This is a genomic window from Streptomyces tanashiensis (assembly GCF_014648895.1).
Taxonomy (GTDB): Bacteria; Actinomycetota; Actinomycetes; order Streptomycetales; family Streptomycetaceae; genus Streptomyces; species Streptomyces tanashiensis.
On sequence record NZ_BMRZ01000001.1, the window covers coordinates 1,103,361 to 1,119,536 of the forward strand.

Here is a 16,176-nt window from a genome sequence, read left to right on the forward strand (position 1 = left end):
ACACCCGCTAGTCGGTCAGCGCCTCGTTCACCAGCCGCGCCCACTGGGCCACCACCCGTTCCCGGCGGGCGCGGTCGTCCGTCAGGAGGGTGGCGAGGCCCAGGCCGCGGGCCATGTCCAGGAGGCCCTGGACGGTCTCGCGGACGCCGGGGCGGGACTCGTCGGCGCCCAGGACCTCGACGGCGATGCGGTGGGACTCGCGCCCGACGCGGGCCTCCAGCTCCGTGACCCGGTCGCGGAGCTGGTCCTCGCCGGAGGCGGCGACCCACAGGTGGAGCGCGGCTCGGAAGAGCGGCCCGGTGTAGAGGCCGACGAGGGCGGCGACGGCCTGTTCGCGGTCGTCCGTGCGGACCGCGCGGAGGGCCTGCGAGCGCTCTTCGGCGACGTATTCGACGGCGGCCGTGAACAGGTCCTCGCGGGTGGGGAAGTGGTGCTGGGCGGCGCCCCGGGAGACACCGGCCCGTTCGGCGACGGCCGCGACCGTGGAGCCCGCCCAGCCGTGCTCGGCCAGACAGGACACGGCGGCCTCCAGGAGCCGCTGCCGGGTGGCGCGGCTCCGGTCCTGCTTGGGGTTCCGGTCCGGCTTGGGTGCGGTCAGAGCCGCCATGCGGGGTCCCGTCGTTCGAGGAAGGCCGTCATCCCCTCGCGCGCCTCGGCGGAGGCGAAGAGCGTGGCCGACCTCTGCACGAGGTCCTCCGCGTCGCGTTCGAAGGTCTCCAGGACTCTAGCGGTGACCAGTCGTTTCGCCTCCCGCAGGCCCTGCGGGGAGGCGGCGCGGAGGGAGTCGAGGATGCCGGGGAGCTCCTCGTCGCCGGCCGTCACGAGGCCCATGGCGACGGCCTCGGGGACGCCGAACCGCTCGCCGGTCAGATAGTGCCGGGCTGCCGCGCGGGGTTCGAGCCTCGGCAGGAGGGTGAGGGAGATGACGGCGGGCGCGACCCCGATCCGTACCTCGGTGAGGGCGAAGTCCGCCCCCTCCCCCGCGACCACGAGGTCGGCGGCGCCGAGCAGGCCGAGGCCGCCGGCCCGGGTGTGGCTGCCGGCGGTGACGTGCGCGACGACCGGTTTCGGCAGCTCGACGACCTGGCGGAGCAGGTCCACGAAGGCGTACGGGCTGGGCGGGGCCTTCAGGTCGGCGCCGGCGCTGAACGTGGAGCCGGTGTGGGTGAGGACGACCGCCCGGACCGCCGGGTCCTTGCCGCAGGCGGTGAGCGCGTCGGCGAGCTCGGTGACGAGCGGCGCGGAGAGCGCGTTGCGGGTGGCCGGGGAGTTCAGGGCGAGGGTGGTGATGCCCCGCTCCTCGGTGACGTCGACGAGGGTCATGCGCGGTTCCTCAGTTCCCTTCGGAGGATCTTCCCGGACGCTGCCCGGGGGACGGTGTCGATGAACTCCACGCTGCGGACCTTCTTGTACGGGGAGACCCGCGCGGCGACGTGCGCGATGACCTCGTCCGCGGTGAGGCCGGGCGCGGCGGGCTGACGGACGACGAAGGCCTTGGGGATCTCGGTGCCGTCCGCGTCGGTGACGCCGATGACGGCGGCGTCGGCGATGCCGTCGTGGGTGAGGAGGAGCGCTTCGAGTTCGGCGGGGGCGACCTGGAAGCCCTTGTACTTGATGAGTTCCTTGACGCGGTCGACGACGAAGAGCCAGCCGTCCTCGTCGACGCGGCCGATGTCGCCGGTGTGCACCCAGCCGTCGGCGTCGATCATGGCGGCGGTGGCGTCGGGGCGGCCCAGGTAGCCCTTCATGACCTGCGGGCCGCGGATGGCGATCTCGCCCTCCTCGCCGGGTGCGGCGTCCTTCGCGGGGTCGTCGAGGGAGAGGATCCGCATCTCGGTCGAGGGCAGCAGCCTGCCGACGGTGCCGGGCGGGGGTGCCGGGGCGTCGAGGGGGACGACGTGGGTGCCGGGCGACAGCTCGGTCATGCCGTACGCCTGGCTGACCGGCGGGAGGCCGAGCCGGGCCGAGCAGGCTTCGGCGAGGGCGGCGTCGAGCGGGGCGGCGGCGCTGACGATGTACTCCAGGGAGGACAGGTCGTAGTCGGCGACGGCCGGGTGCTTGGCGAGGGCGAGCACGATCGGCGGGGCCACGTACAGGCCGTTGATGCGGTGGGTCTGGATGGCGCCGAGGAAGGTGTCGAGGTCGAAGCGGGGCAGGACGACGACGGTGGCGCCGGAGCGGAGGGGGGCGTTCATGAGGGCGGTGAGCCCGTAGATGTGGAAGAACGGGAGCACGGCCAGGATGCGGTCGCCCGGGCCCATGGGGATGACCGGCTCCAGCTGGGCGAGGTTGGTGGCGATCGAGGCGTGGGTGAGCATCACGCCCTTGGGGACGCCGGTGGTGCCGGAGGAGTACGGGAGGGCGGCGACGTCCTGGTCGGGGTCGACGCCGGTCTCGGGTACGGGCGCGGTGGAGCCGAGGAAGTCCTGGAGCGAGCGCGCGTCCCCCTGCTCCGTCCGGTCGCAGACGAAGATCTCCTCGATCCCGCCGGCGAGCTCGGCGGCCGCGCGGGCGGAGGCGAGCAGCGGGGACACGGTCACGATCCACCGCGCGGAGGAGTCCCTCAGCTGCTTGGCGAACTCCTCGGGTGTCGCGAGCGGGTGCACGGTGGTGACGGAGGCGCCCGCGCGCGTGGCGGCGTAGAACGCGACGGGGAACAGGACGGTGTTGGGGCTGTGCAGGGCGAGCACGTCCCCCTTGCGCACCCCGGCCTCGGCGAGCCCGGCGGCGACCCGCCGGTGGAACGCGTCGACCTGCCCGTACGTGAGGCTGAGCTCCCCGGCCCCGTCGATCAGGGCGGGCGTGTCACCCCACTCGGCGGCGCGCCCGAGGACGGCGTCGTGGATGGGGAGGGAGACGGTGGGAACGGGCTCGTACGCGCTGTGGAACACCATGCGTTGCCCCCTGGGGAGGTGGAAGGTGATCGCCAGGATCGCTGCTGCGGGCGGAACTTGGGGAGACCTTGTCAGTACCCCGGAGAACAATCAAGCACGCATGCATGATTTGGGGGCGCCCCTTCCCGGGCAGTCGGAAGCGGGCGGACACTGCCGGAAACGGGCACTGCTCGCAGGCCGGCGCGGCTGCCACGCTGCCGCGATGAGAACGAGGTTCAAGGTTCTTGCCGCGCTCAGCGGCGGGCTGAGCACGCTGATGGTCCTCACGGCCGCACTGACACTGCTGCCGGGGCGGCTTCCGCTGCCCTCGTCCACCATCCTGATGAGCATCGCCTTCGCCTCGGTGTTCCCGCTCACGGTCTGGACCATCGTCGAGGGAGTCCGGGCGGGCGCCGAACGCAGCGAGCAGTGGCCGGCCTTCCTGCGCCTGCCGGGCCGGGTCCAGCTGGCCGTCGGCCTCCTGATCGTCACGGCAGCCGTGACCGCCTACGGCAACGCGGTCACCGGCAGCAGCCGGCAGTCCCCCGACGTCCGGGAGGGTCGCTACTACGCGTACGAGACGTCCCCCGGGCGCCGGGGCACGGTCGAGGTCAGCCGGCAGGAGTACGCGGAGCTGACGGAGATCGACCAGCGGGGCTCGCTGGCGATCCCCGGTGCCATGCTGGCCGGCATGACGGCGCTTCTCCTGGTCAGCGGGGAAATGGCCCGTCCCGCGCCGCTCCCCCGCTGACGTCCGCCCCGGACCGGTCCGTCAGTACGACTTGGGCAGGCCCAGGGTCTGGTGGGAGATGTAGTTCAGGATCATCTCCCGGCTGACCGGGGCGATCCGGGCCACGCGGGCCGCCGTGATCAGGCGGGCGAGGCCGAACTCGCGGGTGAGGCCGTTGCCGCCCAGGGTGTGGACGGAGGCGTCGACCGCCCTCACGCAGGCCTCCGCCGCCGCGTACTTCGCCATGTTCGCTGCCTCGCCGGCGCCCACGTCGTCGCCCGCGTCGTAGAGGTGCGCGGCCTTCGCCATCATCAGCCGGGCCAGTTCGAGTTCGATGTGCGCCTGGGCGAGCGGGTGCGCGATGGCCTGGTGGGCGCCGATCGGGGCCTTCCAGACCTGGCGCTCCTTCGCGTACTTCACCGCCTGCGCGAGGGCGTACCGGCCCATGCCGATCGCGAAGGCCGCCGTCATGATCCGCTCGGGGTTGAGGCCCGCGAAGAGCTGCAGGAGGCCCGCGTCCTCGTCGCCCACCAGTGCCTCGAAGGGGAGGTGCACGTCGTCGAGGGTCAGCTCGAACTGCTTCTCGTTCGCGTCGAGTTCCATCTCGATGTGCCGGCGCCCGAAGCCGGGGGTGTCGCGCGGGACGATGAAGAGGCAGGGCTTGAGGCTGCCCGTGCGGGCGTCGGAGGTGCGGCCGACGATCAGGGTCGCGTCCGCGATGTCCACGCCCGAGACGAAGACCTTCCGGCCGTTGAGGACCCAGCCCTCCTCGGTGCGCGTGGCCGTGGTCGTGATGCGGTGCGAGTTGGAGCCGGCGTCGGGCTCCGTGATCCCGAACGCCATCGTCCTCGTGCCGTCCGCGAGGCCCGGGAGCCAGGACCGCTTCTGCTCCTCGGTGCCGAAGCGGGCGATGACCGTGCCGCAGATCGCGGGCGAGACGACCATCATGAGGAGCGGCGCGCCGGCCGCGCCCGCCTCCTCCAGGACGATCGACAGCTCGGCCATGCCGCCGCCCCCGCCGCCGTACTCCTCGGGGAGGTTCACGCCGAGGTAGCCGAGCTTGCCGGCCTCGGCCCACAGTTCCGCCCGGTCGAAGCCGGGGCCGTGGCGGTGGCCGAGCGCGGAGACGGCGGCGCGGAGTGCGGTGAGCTCTTCGGTCTCGATGAGGGTGCTCATGCGGGGACTTCCTCCTGTGCTTCGGTCGAGGCGTGTTCCTGTACGACGGCGAGCAGGGCTCCGACCTCGACCTGGCGGCCGGGGGCGGCGTGGAGCGCGGTGAGCGTGCCGGAGGCGGGGGCGATGACGCGGTGCTCCATCTTCATGGCCTCCAGCCAGAGGAGCGGCTGCCCGGCGGCGACCCGGTCGCCGACGGCGAGGCCGTCCGCGACCCGGACGACGGTGCCGGGCATCGGAGCGAGCAGGGAGCCGGGCTCCCGCTGGTCGGCGGGGTCGGTGAAGCGGGGGCGGGCGGTGAGGCGGTGGCGTCCCACGTGGACGGTGTCCTCGTACGCGGTGACCTCGAAGTGCCGCACCACGCCGGCCACTTCCAGGCTGACGCGGCCGGGCGTCGCCGCCACGACCCGTACGCCCTCCGGGGACGTGATCTCGTATCCGCCGTCCCTGGTGGGCCGGTAGCGGATCTCGTGGTCGCCGTACGTCCTCGTCTCGTCCTGCGAGCGCAGGTTGCGCCAGCCGCCGCCGAACCGGCTCGTGCCGCGGGAGGCCCGGGCGACGGCGGCGGCCGCCGCCGCGTACTCCTCGCCCGGCGGCGGGGTGGTGAGGACGGTCAGGTTGCGGTCGTAGAAGCCCGTGTCGAGGGCTTCCGTCCCGGCGTACTCGGGGTGCTTCAGGGACGCGACCAGCAGGTCCCGGTTGGTGACGGGCCCGTGGACGACGGCCCGCTCCAGGGCGTGGGCGAGCTTGCGGAGGGCCGCCTCGCGGGTCTCGGCGTGGACGATCACCTTCGCGAGCATCGGGTCGTAGTGGACGCCGATCGTGTCCCCGGAGGCGTATCCGGTGTCCACGCGCACGTCCCCGGCGACCTCGAAGCGGTGCAGGACGCCCGTCTGCGGGGCCCAGTCCCGCGCCGGGTCCTCGGCGTAGAGCCGGGCCTCGATCGCGTGGCCGCGGGGGGCGGGGGGCTCGGGTGGCAGGGCCCGGCCCTCGGCGACGGCGAGCTGGAGCGCGACGAGGTCGACGCCGTACACCTCCTCGGTGACCGGGTGCTCGACCTGGAGGCGGGTGTTCATCTCCAGGAAGTGCGCCCGCCCGTCGGCGACCAGGAACTCGACGGTGCCCGCGCCGACGTAGCCGACGGCCTTCGCGGCCCGGACGGCCGTGTCCAGGAGGGAGTCCTCCAGGGCGGCGGGCAGGCCGGGCGCGGGGGCCTCCTCGATGACCTTCTGGTGCCGGCGCTGCAGGGAGCAGTCGCGGGTGCCGAGCGCCCAGACGGTGCCGTGGGTGTCGCAGAGGAGCTGGACCTCGACGTGGCGGCCGTTCTCCACGTACGGCTCGACGAACACCTCGCCGTCCCCGAAGGCGCTCGCCGCCTCCGCCGAAGCCGCCCGCAACTCGCCGTCCAGGGCGGCCAGTTCCCGTACGATCCGCATGCCCCGGCCGCCGCCGCCCGCCGCCGCCTTCACCAGGACGGGCAGGTCCGCCTCGGTGACGTCGGTGAGGGGCGCGATCCCGAGGAGTTCCTTGGCGCGGGTCTTCGACGCCATCGCCTCGATCGCCGCAGGCGGCGGGCCGATCCAGAGCAGGCCCGCGTCGGTGACGGCGCGCGCGAAGTCGGCGTTCTCGGAGAGGAAGCCGTAGCCGGGGTGGACGGCGTCGGCGCCCGCCGCGAGCGCCGCCTTCACCACCAGGTCGCCGCGCAGGTACGTCTCCGAGGGCGCGGCCCCCGGCAGCCGTACGGCGGCGTCGGCCTCCCGGACGTGCAGCGCGCCGGCATCGGCGTCGGAGTACACGGCGACGGTGGAGATGCCCAGTTCGCGGCAGGTGCGGAAGACCCGGCAGGCGATCTCGCCGCGGTTCGCGACCAGTACGGTCGAAATCATCAGTGCCTCACATTCGGAAGACGCCGAAGCCGCCGCGCGCGCCCTCGACCGGTGCCGTGTGGATCGCGGAGAGGCACAGTCCGAGGACCGTGCGGGTGTCGCGGGGGTCGATGACCCCGTCGTCGTAGAGCCGGCCGGACAGGAACATCGGCAGCGATTCGGACTCGATCTGCGCCTCGACGAGCGCCCGGAGACCGGCGTCGGCCTCGTCGTCGTAGGGCTGTCCCTTCGCGGCGGCCGACGCGCGCGCCACGATGGAGAGCACTCCGGCGAGCTGCTGCGGGCCCATGACGGCCGACTTGGCGCTCGGCCAGGCGAAGAGGAAGCGCGGGTCGTAGGCCCTGCCGCACATGCCGTAGTGCCCGGCGCCGTACGACGCCCCCATGAGGACGGAGAGGTGGGGGACCTTCGAGTTCGACACCGCGTTGATCATCATCGCGCCGTGCTTGATGATGCCGCCCTGCTCGTACTCCTTGCCGACCATGTAGCCGGTGGTGTTGTGGAGGAAGACGAGCGGGATGTCGCGCTGGTTGGCGAGCTGGATGAACTGGGCGGCCTTCTGCGACTCGGCGGAGAAGAGGACGCCCTGCGCGTTGGCGAGGATGCCGACCGGATAGCCGTGCAGGCGCGCCCAGCCCGTGGTGAGCGAGGTCCCGTAGAGCGGCTTGAACTCGTCGAAGTCCGAGCCGTCGACGATCCGGGCGATCACCTCGCGCGGGTCGAAGGGGGTCTTGAGGTCGCCGGGGACGATCCCGAGCAGTTCCTCCGGGTCGTACTTCGGGGGCTCGGCGGACGCCGGGTCGGGGTGGGCCTTGCGGTGGTTGAGGCGGGCGACGATCCGGCGGGCCTGGCGGATCGCGTCGGCCTCGTCGACGGCGTAGTGGTCGGCGAGCCCGCTGGTGCGCGCGTGCATCTCGGCGCCGCCGAGGGACTCGTCGTCGCTCTCCTCGCCCGTCGCCATCTTCACCAGCGGCGGGCCGCCGAGGAAGACCTTCGACCGCTCCCTGATCATCACGGCGTGGTCGGACATGCCGGGGACGTAGGCGCCGCCCGCCGTCGAGTTCCCGAAGACGACGGCGACGGTCGGGATGCCGGCGGCGGACAGGCGGGTGAGGTCGCGGAAGAGCGCCCCGCCCGGGATGAAGATCTCCTTCTGGGAGGGCAGGTCGGCGCCGCCGGACTCGACGAGCGAGATGACGGGCAGCCGGTTGGCGTACGCGATCTCGTTGGCCCGCAGGGCCTTCTTCAGCGTCCACGGGTTGGAGGCGCCGCCGCGCACGGTCGGGTCGTTGGCGGTGATGAGGCACTCCACGCCCTCGACGACGCCGATGCCGGTGACGAGCGAGGCGCCCACGGTGTAGTCGCTGCCCCAGGCGGCGAGCGGCGACAGCTCCAGGAAGGGGCTGTCGGGGTCGACGAGCAGTTCGATGCGCTCGCGGGCGAGGAGCTTGCCGCGCGCCCGGTGCCGGGTCGTGTACTTCTCGCCGCCGCCGGCGAGGGCCTTGGTGTGCTCGGCGTCGAGGGCGGCGAGCTTCTCCAGCATGGCCGAGCGGTGGGAGGCGTAGTCGGGTCCGCCGGTGTCGAGGGCGGAGGCGAGGACGGTCACGGGAGTTCCTCCGGGGCGTCGGTCGGGAGGGTGGCGGCCGGGGCGCCGGTCAGCAGGGCCTCCGGTACGTCCACGTGGCGGGAGCGGAGCCATTCGCCGAGGGCCTTGGCCTGGGGGTCGAAGCGGGCCTGGGAGGCGACGCCCTCGCCGAGGATCCCGGCGATCGTGAAGTTCACGGCGCGGAGGTTCGGGAGGAGGTGCCGGGTGACGGTCAGGTCCGCCGTCTCCGGCAGGAGTTCCCTGAACCTCCCCACGGTGAGGGTGTGGGCCAGCCAGCGCCACTCCTCGTCCGTGCGGACCCAGACGCCGACGTTGGCGTCGCCGCCCTTGTCGCCGCTGCGGGCCCCGGCGATCCGGCCGAGGGGCATCCTCCGGGTGGGCCCCTCGGGGGGCGGCGGCGGAAGCTCCGGGTCGGGTACGGGTGCCAGGCCGAGGGTCTTCGGGGGTACGGGGAGCTCCTGCCGGGTCCCGTCGGGGAGGACCGCCGTGTGCGGGACCTCGGCGGCCGGGACGTACGCGGTCTCGAAGACCCCGTAGGGGGCGCCCTTGCCGGGCGGGGCGGTGACGTGGAAGCCGGGGTAGCTCGCGAGGGCCAGTTCGACGGCGGCCCCGGTGACGGTGCGGCCGACCTTCTCGGGGTCCCGGTCGCGGACGACGAGCCGGAGCAGGGCGCTGGCGGTCTCCTCGGTGGGGGCGTCGGGGCGGTCGGTGCGGGCGAGTTCCCAGCGGACCTCGGCGGGCGGGTTCTTCACGAGGGCGTCGTGGACCTGCTCCCGGAGGAGGTCCGCCTTGGCCTCGATGTCGAGGCCCGTGAGGACGAAGACGACCTCGTTGCGGAAGCCGCCGAGCCTGCTGAGGCCGGCCTTGAGCGTGGGGGGCGGGGCCTCTCCCCGCACGCCCTCGATCCGCACCCGGTCGGGGCCCTCCTGGACGAGCCGGACGGTGTCGAGGCGGGCGGTCACGTCGGGGCCGGCGTAACGGGCGCCGGCCGTCTCGTAGAGGAGCTGGGCGGTGACCGTGCCGGTGTCGACGAGGCCGCCGGTGCCGGGGTGCTTGGTGATGACCGCGCTGCCGTCGGCGTGGAGTTCGGCGACCGGGAAGCCGGGGCGGCGCACGTCATGGCCCCGGAAGAAGGCGTAGTTGCCTCCGGTGGCCTGGGTGCCGCACTCCAGGACGTGCCCGGCGACGACCGCGCCGGCCAGCTCGTCGTACGCCTCCGGGCCCCAGCCGAAGTGCCACTGCGCGGGCCCGGTGACGAGCGCGGCGTCGGTGACCCGGCCGGTGACGACGACGTCGGCCCCGGCCGCGAGGCAGGCGGCGATGCCGGCGCCGCCGAGGTAGGCGTTGACGGCGAGGGCGCCGTCCCGGGCGGGCAGCCGGTCGCCCTCGACGTGGGCGATCCGGGTCGGCAGGCCGAGCTTCGCGGCGAGGGCGCGCAGGGCGTCGGCGAGTCCGGCGGGGTTCAGCCCGCCCGCGTTGGTGACGATCCGGACCCCGCGCTCGTGGGCGAGGCCGAGGCCTTCCTCCATCTGGCGCAGGAAGGTCCTGGCGTATCCGGCGGAGGGGTCCTTGAGCTGGTCGCGGCCGAGGATGAGCATGGTCAGCTCGGCGAGGTAGTCGCCGGTGAGGACGTCGAGTTCGCCGCCGGTGAGCATCTCGCGGACGGCGTCGAAGCGGTCGCCGTAGAAGCCGGAGGCGTTGCCGATGCGGAGGGTCACCGGTCCCCCTCGGGGGCGCGGCCCGCACCCGCCGGGCCCGCGAAGGCCTGGGCGATGCCGAGCCAGCGCTCGGCGTCCTCGCCCTCGGCGACCAGGGCGGTGTCGTCGCGGTGGAGGCGCTGGGTGACGAGGAGGCAGAAGTCGAGGGCCGGTCCGGTGACCTTCTGGGCGGCTTCCTCGGGGCCGTACGTCCACGACGCGCCGTCGGGGGCGGTCAGTTCGACGCGGAAGGGTTCGGCGGGCGCCGGAAGGCCCCGGACGAGGAAGGCGTAGTCGCGGGCCCGGTGGCCGATCCAGGCGACGTGCCGGAGCCGGGCGGTGGGCGTGCGGACCGCCCCGAGGGCGTCGGCGACGTCCTGGCCGTGCGCCCAGGTCTCCATGAGCCGGGCGGTGGCCATGGCCTGGGCGCTCATCGGCGGCCCGTACCAGGGGAACCTGACCCCGGGCGGCACCGCGCGCAGGGCCTCCTGGAGCCGCTCGCGGCCCGCGCGCCAGTGGGCGAGGAGCTCGGCGGGCGGCAGCTTCGCGCCCTCCTCCGCGCCCTCGTCGACGAAGCGGTCGGGGGCGGCGAGGGCCTTCTCGGTCTCGGCGGCGAAGGCCTCGGCGTCGGTGGCGGCGAGGAGGGCGGCCCGGTCGGTCCAGGCGAGGTGGGCGATCTGGTGGGCGATCGTCCAGCCGGGCGCGGGGGTGGGCGCACCCCACTGCTCCTCGCTCAACTCTCCGACGAGAGAGTCGAGTTCTTCGCTCTCGTCGCGCAGGTCGTCGAGGACGACGACGGGGTCGGACACGGTGCGCTCCCCTCGGGGGACGGGCGGTCACGGGCCTTCGCCGAGGAGCATGCCAGCGGGACAAGAAACAATCAAGCGTGCTTGCTTTACTTTCTGGCCCTGTCGTGGGGGCGGGAGCGTCATCCCGGAGAGGTACGCGCGGGCCGGTGGCATGCCCCCTTCGGTATGACCTCGGATCGTGCCTGGTGGGGCCGTGCTCGGGCGCCTCTCCCTCCTAGCGTGGAGGGCATGTCGCCGTCACTGCTCACCTTCACCCTCAAGGACTTCCGGGCCCAGCTGCGCCGGCTCGTGCTGACCGGCTCGGCCGTCGCCGTCGGCGTGGCCTTCCTCGTCCTCTCCGTCGGCGGCGCGGGCGCGCTCGTCCAGTCGTACGAGCAGTCGGCCGCCGCCGACGTCGGCGACGCCGCCGTCCAGGTCGTCCCGGGCGGCACCGAGGGCGCGCTGCCCGCCGGCGCCGCGGCGGCCGCCGCCCGGGTGCCGGAGGTGACGTCGGTGGCGGAGCGCCTGGCCGGACACGCCAACGTGATCGCCCCCTCCGGGCGCCCCCTCGACGACCGGGCCCTCGTCACCTCGATCGCCGCCGACCCGGCCCTGCGCTGGCAGCGCCTCGACTCCGGGCGCTGGCCCGAGGGCCCCGGCGAGGTCGTCCTCGACCGGGAGAGCGCGGAACGCGTCGGCGCGGAACCCGGCGGCACCGTACGGGTGACGAGGGCCGACGGCGGCACGGCGGACGTCCGGCTCACCGGGATCCTCGACACCTCCGCGTCGCAGACGCTCGGCTCCCAGCCCGCGATCGGCGTGCCCCACGCCCAGGCGAGGGCATACGCCACGGGGGTACGGGCCACCCACCTCGACCTCTCCGTCGCGCCGGGCGCGGACGCGCTCGCGGTCGCGAGGGCGGCCAAGCGGTCCCTGGGCGGCGGGGTGTCCGCGTACACCCACGCCGGAGCCGTGGACAACGCCCTCCAGGGCGCCGGGACCATGTACGCGATCGTCCTGACCGCCGCCCTGTCCTTCGTCCTCATCGCGATGGCCGTGGCCCGCATGGTCGTCACCCACACCTTCTCCGTCGTCCTCGCCCAACGCGCCCGCCAGCTCGCCCTGTTGCGCTGCGTCGGCACCGACCGCGACCAGCTCCGCCGGATCATCCGCCGCCAGGGCCTCATGCTCGGCGCCCTCGCCTCGGCCGCCGGACTCGCGGCCGGCGCGGCGGCCTGCGCGCTCGGCACGGCGGTGATCAACGGCTTCGCCGGCCTCGGGCCGATCGAGGTCTCCCTGCTGCCGGGCCCCTGGACCTTCGGCCTCGCCGGGGCGTTCGGAGTACTGCTCACCCTGTGGGCCGTCCGCAGGCCGGCCCGGGCCGCGGCGGCCGTGCCGCCGGTCGCCGCGCTCGCCGCGAGCGGCTCCGCGAAGCTGCCCGAGCCGGGCAGCCGGGCCGTCCGCGAGGCGGTGTCGGTGCTGATGCTCGTCGCCGGTGCCGGGCTCCTCGCCCTCGGGGCCTTCGGCGGCTCGGCGCTCTCCCTGCTGGCCGTGACGATCGGCGCGATCGTCTCGTTCTTCGGCGTGCTCCGGTACGCCCAGCACCTGTTGCCGCCGCTCGTCGGGCTGCTCGGGCTCGCGCTCCGCCGCCCGTTCGGGACGGTCGGCAGGCTGTCCGTGCAGCAGCTGCGGGCCAACGCGCGCCGGACCGCCGCCGCCTCCTCCGCGATGCTCGTCGGCGTGACGGTCGCCGTCTCCGCCGTGACCGCGATCGGGGCGGCCCGGGGCGGCCTGGACAGCATGCTCGCCGACCGCATGCCGGCCGTCTTCGCCCTCGACACGGACGCCGCCCGGGTGCCCGCCGACGCGATCGCCGCGCTGCGCGCCGAACGCGGACTGACCGTCACCCCGGTCCGCACCGCGACCCTCACCGTCGACGGCCGGAAGACGGTCGTCGCCGCCGCCGACCCGGCCGGGCTCAACCCGGACGCCGAGGGCGTCGGCGCGGCCCTCACACTCAAGGACGGCGAGGCGATCGCCCTCTCCCGGCGACCGGCGCTGACCGCCTCCGGCACCCGGCTCACGACGGTGAGCGGCGCGGCGGCCCTCCCCGGCTCGCTCCACCCGGACGCCACGGTGTACGTCACGGGGGCCACCCTCGACCGGCTCGCGCCGGGCGCCGCCGTCTCCACCGTGCTGCTCAACCCGGCGGGCGACACCGGCCACGACGCGGCCCGCGCGGCGGTCGACCGGGCGCTCACCCCGCACCCGGAGATCCGGATCGCGGACACCGGGTCCGACGCCGACCTCATCCGCTCCCTGCTCGACCGGATGATGCTGGTGGTCACCGTCCTGCTCGGCTTCTCGATCGCGATCGCCGCGCTCGGCGTCGCCGCCACCCTGATGCTGACGGTGGAGGAGCGCACCCGCGAGTTCGGGATGCTCCGCGCGATCGGCCTCGCGGGCGAGCAGCTGCGCCGGATGCTGACCCTGGAGTCGGTGCTGCTCGCCCTCACCGGGGCGGTCGCCGGAACGCTCCTCGGCCTGCTCTACGGGACGCTGGCCGCCCGCTCCGTCCTGGCGGGCCACGTCTCGCCCCTGGAGGCACTGGCCTCCTCGGGCGGCACGGCCCTGACGATCCTCGGCATCCTCGCGGCCACCGTCCTCACGGGCGTCGCGGCCTCGGTCCTGCCGGCCCGCCGGGTCCGCCGCATGGTGGTCGTGGACGCGCTCCAGGCCGCTTAGCTCCTCTTCCTCCTCCGTACGAGGGAGGCCAGGGCCGTGACGGCGACGACGAGGGCGAGGGAGCGGAGCGGGAGGAGGGTGCCGGGGGCGTCGTCGAGCAGGTCGATGCCGTTCCCCACGGCCGTGATCCACGCGACCGTCCCGACCAGCACCATCGGCCCGACCCGCCGCTCCCCCGTGACGAGCATCCCGATCCACAGGACCAGCGGCATGACCAGGAACGTGTTGATGAGCGCCGTGGTGAACGCCTGGTCGGCGGAGTACCCGGGCCCGGCCCCGAGCGTCGAGGCCGCCTGGCCGGCGAACGACAGATAGAGGGTGTCGGACAGGATCAGATGCGCCAGGGCGACCCCGAGCGCGGAGACGATCAGCGCCTTGAGGAGGCGGGGGGCGCGGGGGGTGGGTGTGGACGGTGCCATGCGCCCTGACTATACGCGCGGTGTATACACCGCGCGTATAGCCCCCTCCGGTCGGAGCCAGGAGACACCGGACCCCTCCGCACCACCCGCCCACGCCGCCCGCCGACGGCGGGACTCGGACGCCGGGTGGCTCAGGCGCCCCTCGGGCCTCAGGCACCCCGCGGCTCAGGCCCCCCGCGGGAAGACCGTCGCCGCGTAGGCCGCGGCCGCCGGTGCGGGCTGGAGGGCCGCGTGGGCGGCTATCGCGTGGATGTCGCGCCAGGCGCGCTCCAGTCCGCCGCCCGCGAGGAGGCCGCGGGCGCCGCCGGTGCGCATGAGGCGCTCCACCGCGCCGGCGAGCAGGTCGACGGCGACGGCCGCGTCGCGCTGGTTGAGGGCGGCGGCCGTGTCGCGGCTGCCGGGGACGGCCCCGGCCGCGTCGTCGGCGCGGGCGGCGGCCGCCTCCAGGAGCAGGCGGGCGGCGTCGATCTCGGCGGAGCAGCGGGCCAGGGTCTGCTGGACCGCCGGGTCGTCGGTGAGCGGCCGCCCGTCGGGGAGGCGGCGCGGGCCGACGAGCCCGGTCCAGGCGTCGAGGGCTCCCCGGGCGGCGCCGAGCGCGGGGACGGCGAAGAGGAGCCCGGCGGCCAGCTGGTAGGGCACCCGGTGGCAGGGGGCCGCGTCGGCGCCGGTGACGCCGGCCACCAGGGCTTCGCGCAGGAAGGTGCGGTGTTCGGGCACGAAGACCCCGTCGACCGTGACGCCGCGACTGCCGGTGGCGCGGAGCCCGACCGCGTCCCAGCCCCCGTGGATCCCGACCTCCTCGCGCGGCACCGCCAGCACCCGGTACGCCGGGGCCCCGCCGCCCGTGTGGTCGAGCGAGGCGAGGAGCACCCAGTCGGCGTCCTCGACCCCACTGGCGAAGGCCCACTCCCCCGACAGGCTCCAGCCGCCGGGCGCGCGGGCGAGCCGGCCGGCCGGGGGCACGATCGCCGCCGCGACGCGCACGTCGGGCGAGTCGCCCCACAGGTCGCGCTGCCCCTCGGGCGGCAGGTGGGCGGCGAGGCGGCCGTGGGCGGCGAGCAGCACCGCGCACCAGGCGGTGGAGGCGCAGGCCGTGCCGACCCCGGCGACCGTGTCGAGCAGTTCGGCGAAGCGGCCGGCCGTGCCGCCCCAGCGGCGGGGCACGAAGTGGCGGGCGAGGCCGGCGGCGGTCATCGCCCCGAGGACCTCGGGGTGGAGCCGGCCGGTCCGCTCCGCCTCCTCGGCGTGCCGCGCGGCGGTGGCCCGGAGGTGGGCGGCGGCGAGGGGGGCGGGGGCGTCGACGACGGTCATGACACGTACTCCTTGCGTGGAGGTTCAGTGGTGGTACTGATGCGAGTAGAAAAAGATTCGGTCCGGAAGGTATTTTCTGAGAGGCCGTCATGAAAGCCATGAAGGCCGCTACAGCGGAAGGAGGCGGACGCTCGGTGAGGCAACAGGACAGGGCCCGCATGACCTATGACCTGGTGCTCGGCGCGGCAGCCGCCGAGTTCGCCCTGCACGGATTCGAGGGGACGAACCTGGCCGACATCACGGCCCGCACCGGACTGACCAAGGGAGCCCTCTACGGACACTTCTCCTCGAAGGCGGATCTCGCCGGAGAACTGACCCGCTCCTTCCAGGCGGCCTGGGCCGACGCCCTCGCCACCGCCGCCGGCGAGGCGGAGGAGAGCGGCGCGGCACTGCCCACCCTGCGGAGACTGCTCCTCGACCTCGCCCGCCGGGTGCACGAGGACGTGCCCTTCGCGGCCGGACTGCGCCTGGTCCTGGACGCCGCCCGCGCGGAGGGAACCGCGCCCGTCCCCCTCGGCGAGCTCTGCCGCGTCGTGGAGCGCCTGGTCCGCAAGGGCCAGGGGGAGGGCTCCGTACGCACCGCCCACCCGGCCGGCCTGCTGGCCCGGCTCGTCGTGGCGCTCCTCGTCGGCGCCCCCGCCGTGGTGACGGCGACGGACGCGACGGGTCCCGCCGGGCTGGTGAGCGAGGTGTGGGACATCCTGGAGCCCGCGCTGTCCGGCTCCCGCGGCGGCTGAGCCGGGAAGGAGCCGGGGCGGAGCCGGGGAACTCCGCGAGGAAGGCATGGGGGCCGCGCACGTGGGGGCTGCGCGGGCGGGGGGAACGGAGCCACGCGGGACGGCGGTCACGCGCGGGGCGGAGACAGCTCCGGGGCCTCGGAACCACCGGGGCGACGGGGCTCTCGTACGGGCGGGGCTTCCGTGACGGGCGACGGCGGCGGAGAGGTCC

Annotated in this window: 13 protein-coding genes; 3 read left to right on the forward strand and 10 right to left on the reverse strand. The window is 74.7% G+C overall.

All coding sequences use genetic code 11. The annotated features are described in order from the left end of the window. Nucleotides 1-7 precede the first annotated feature (7 nt). From IE237_RS05045 to IE237_RS05055, 3 genes are read right to left on the reverse strand one after another with little or no spacing between them, the layout of a single operon-like run. A complete protein-coding gene (locus IE237_RS05045) occupies nucleotides 8-607 on the reverse strand; it encodes a TetR/AcrR family transcriptional regulator (protein WP_189800528.1) in 600 nt (199 codons plus the stop codon). Further along, the gene (locus IE237_RS05050) at nucleotides 595-1,323 is read right to left on the reverse strand and encodes an enoyl-CoA hydratase family protein (protein ID WP_189800529.1); all 729 of its coding nucleotides are present in this window, start codon (nucleotides 1,321-1,323) and stop codon (nucleotides 595-597) included. Before IE237_RS05050 ends, IE237_RS05045 begins: the two co-directional genes overlap by 13 nt. Continuing rightward, the gene (locus tag IE237_RS05055) at nucleotides 1,320-2,894 is read right to left on the reverse strand and encodes an AMP-binding protein (protein ID WP_189800530.1); all 1,575 of its coding nucleotides are present in this window, start codon (nucleotides 2,892-2,894) and stop codon (nucleotides 1,320-1,322) included. Before IE237_RS05055 ends, IE237_RS05050 begins: the two co-directional genes overlap by 4 nt. A 202-nt stretch (nucleotides 2,895-3,096) precedes the next feature. On the opposite strand from IE237_RS05055, the gene IE237_RS05060 reads away from it, so the two are divergent. Continuing rightward, nucleotides 3,097-3,624, forward strand: coding sequence for a hypothetical protein (locus tag IE237_RS05060; protein ID WP_189800531.1), 528 nt, complete (start codon nucleotides 3,097-3,099; stop codon nucleotides 3,622-3,624). A gap of 21 nt (nucleotides 3,625-3,645) precedes the next feature. Here IE237_RS05060 and IE237_RS05065 read toward each other — a convergent pair whose 3' ends face one another. From IE237_RS05065 to IE237_RS05085, 5 genes are read right to left on the reverse strand one after another with little or no spacing between them, the layout of a single operon-like run. Continuing rightward, nucleotides 3,646-4,779, reverse strand: coding sequence for an acyl-CoA dehydrogenase family protein (locus IE237_RS05065; protein ID WP_189800532.1), 1,134 nt, complete (start codon nucleotides 4,777-4,779; stop codon nucleotides 3,646-3,648). After that, nucleotides 4,776-6,662, reverse strand: coding sequence for an acetyl/propionyl/methylcrotonyl-CoA carboxylase subunit alpha (locus tag IE237_RS05070; RefSeq protein WP_189800533.1), 1,887 nt, complete (start codon nucleotides 6,660-6,662; stop codon nucleotides 4,776-4,778). The genes IE237_RS05065 and IE237_RS05070 overlap by 4 nt, the downstream gene beginning before the upstream one ends. 7 nt (nucleotides 6,663-6,669) lie before the next feature. Then, nucleotides 6,670-8,268 carry an acyl-CoA carboxylase subunit beta gene (locus tag IE237_RS05075; protein WP_189800534.1) on the reverse strand — a complete coding sequence of 533 codons (1,599 nt, stop codon included), beginning with the start codon at nucleotides 8,266-8,268 and terminating at the stop codon, nucleotides 6,670-6,672. Then, nucleotides 8,265-9,986, reverse strand: a complete 1,722-nt coding sequence (locus IE237_RS05080; RefSeq protein WP_189800535.1) for an acyclic terpene utilization AtuA family protein — start codon at nucleotides 9,984-9,986, stop codon at nucleotides 8,265-8,267. Before IE237_RS05080 ends, IE237_RS05075 begins: the two co-directional genes overlap by 4 nt. After that, nucleotides 9,983-10,774 carry a TIGR03084 family metal-binding protein gene (locus tag IE237_RS05085; protein WP_189800536.1) on the reverse strand — a complete coding sequence of 264 codons (792 nt, stop codon included), beginning with the start codon at nucleotides 10,772-10,774 and terminating at the stop codon, nucleotides 9,983-9,985. The genes IE237_RS05080 and IE237_RS05085 overlap by 4 nt, the downstream gene beginning before the upstream one ends. A gap of 228 nt (nucleotides 10,775-11,002) precedes the next feature. Here IE237_RS05085 and IE237_RS05090 point away from each other — a divergent pair, with 228 nt between their 5' ends. After that, on the forward strand, nucleotides 11,003-13,498 hold the full coding sequence (locus tag IE237_RS05090) for an FtsX-like permease family protein (RefSeq protein WP_189800537.1): 2,496 nt from the start codon (nucleotides 11,003-11,005) through the stop codon (nucleotides 13,496-13,498). Here the strand turns inward: IE237_RS05090 and IE237_RS05095 are convergent. Continuing rightward, on the reverse strand, nucleotides 13,495-13,917 hold the full coding sequence (locus IE237_RS05095) for a hypothetical protein (RefSeq protein WP_189800538.1): 423 nt from the start codon (nucleotides 13,915-13,917) through the stop codon (nucleotides 13,495-13,497). The genes IE237_RS05090 and IE237_RS05095 overlap by 4 nt on opposite strands. A gap of 165 nt (nucleotides 13,918-14,082) precedes the next feature. After that, nucleotides 14,083-15,228, reverse strand: coding sequence for an acyl-CoA dehydrogenase family protein (locus IE237_RS05100; RefSeq protein WP_189800539.1), 1,146 nt, complete (start codon nucleotides 15,226-15,228; stop codon nucleotides 14,083-14,085). Between the two features lie 158 nt (nucleotides 15,229-15,386). Between IE237_RS05100 and IE237_RS05105 the strand changes: the two genes are divergently transcribed. Next, nucleotides 15,387-15,965: a TetR family transcriptional regulator gene (locus tag IE237_RS05105; RefSeq protein WP_189800540.1), complete on the forward strand. Its 579-nt coding sequence runs from the start codon at nucleotides 15,387-15,389 to the stop codon at nucleotides 15,963-15,965. Nucleotides 15,966-16,176 lie beyond the last annotated feature (211 nt).

Bases quoted from the DNA above. Each gene is read 5' to 3' on its own strand.
- IE237_RS05045 (WP_189800528.1), bottom strand. From the start codon at position 607: ATGGCGGCTCTGACCGCACCCAAGCCGGACCGGAACCCCAAGCAGGAC.
- IE237_RS05050 (WP_189800529.1), bottom strand. From the start codon at position 1,323: ATGACCCTCGTCGACGTCACCGAGGAGCGGGGCATCACCACCCTCGCC.
- IE237_RS05055 (WP_189800530.1), bottom strand. From the start codon at position 2,894: ATGGTGTTCCACAGCGCGTACGAGCCCGTTCCCACCGTCTCCCTCCCC.
- IE237_RS05060 (WP_189800531.1), top strand. From the start codon at position 3,097: ATGAGAACGAGGTTCAAGGTTCTTGCCGCGCTCAGCGGCGGGCTGAGC.
- IE237_RS05065 (WP_189800532.1), bottom strand. From the start codon at position 4,779: ATGAGCACCCTCATCGAGACCGAAGAGCTCACCGCACTCCGCGCCGCC.
- IE237_RS05070 (WP_189800533.1), bottom strand. From the start codon at position 6,662: ATGATTTCGACCGTACTGGTCGCGAACCGCGGCGAGATCGCCTGCCGG.
- IE237_RS05090 (WP_189800537.1), top strand. From the start codon at position 11,003: ATGTCGCCGTCACTGCTCACCTTCACCCTCAAGGACTTCCGGGCCCAG.
- IE237_RS05095 (WP_189800538.1), bottom strand. From the start codon at position 13,917: ATGGCACCGTCCACACCCACCCCCCGCGCCCCCCGCCTCCTCAAGGCG.
- IE237_RS05100 (WP_189800539.1), bottom strand. From the start codon at position 15,228: ATGACCGTCGTCGACGCCCCCGCCCCCCTCGCCGCCGCCCACCTCCGG.
- IE237_RS05105 (WP_189800540.1), top strand. From the start codon at position 15,387: ATGACCTATGACCTGGTGCTCGGCGCGGCAGCCGCCGAGTTCGCCCTG.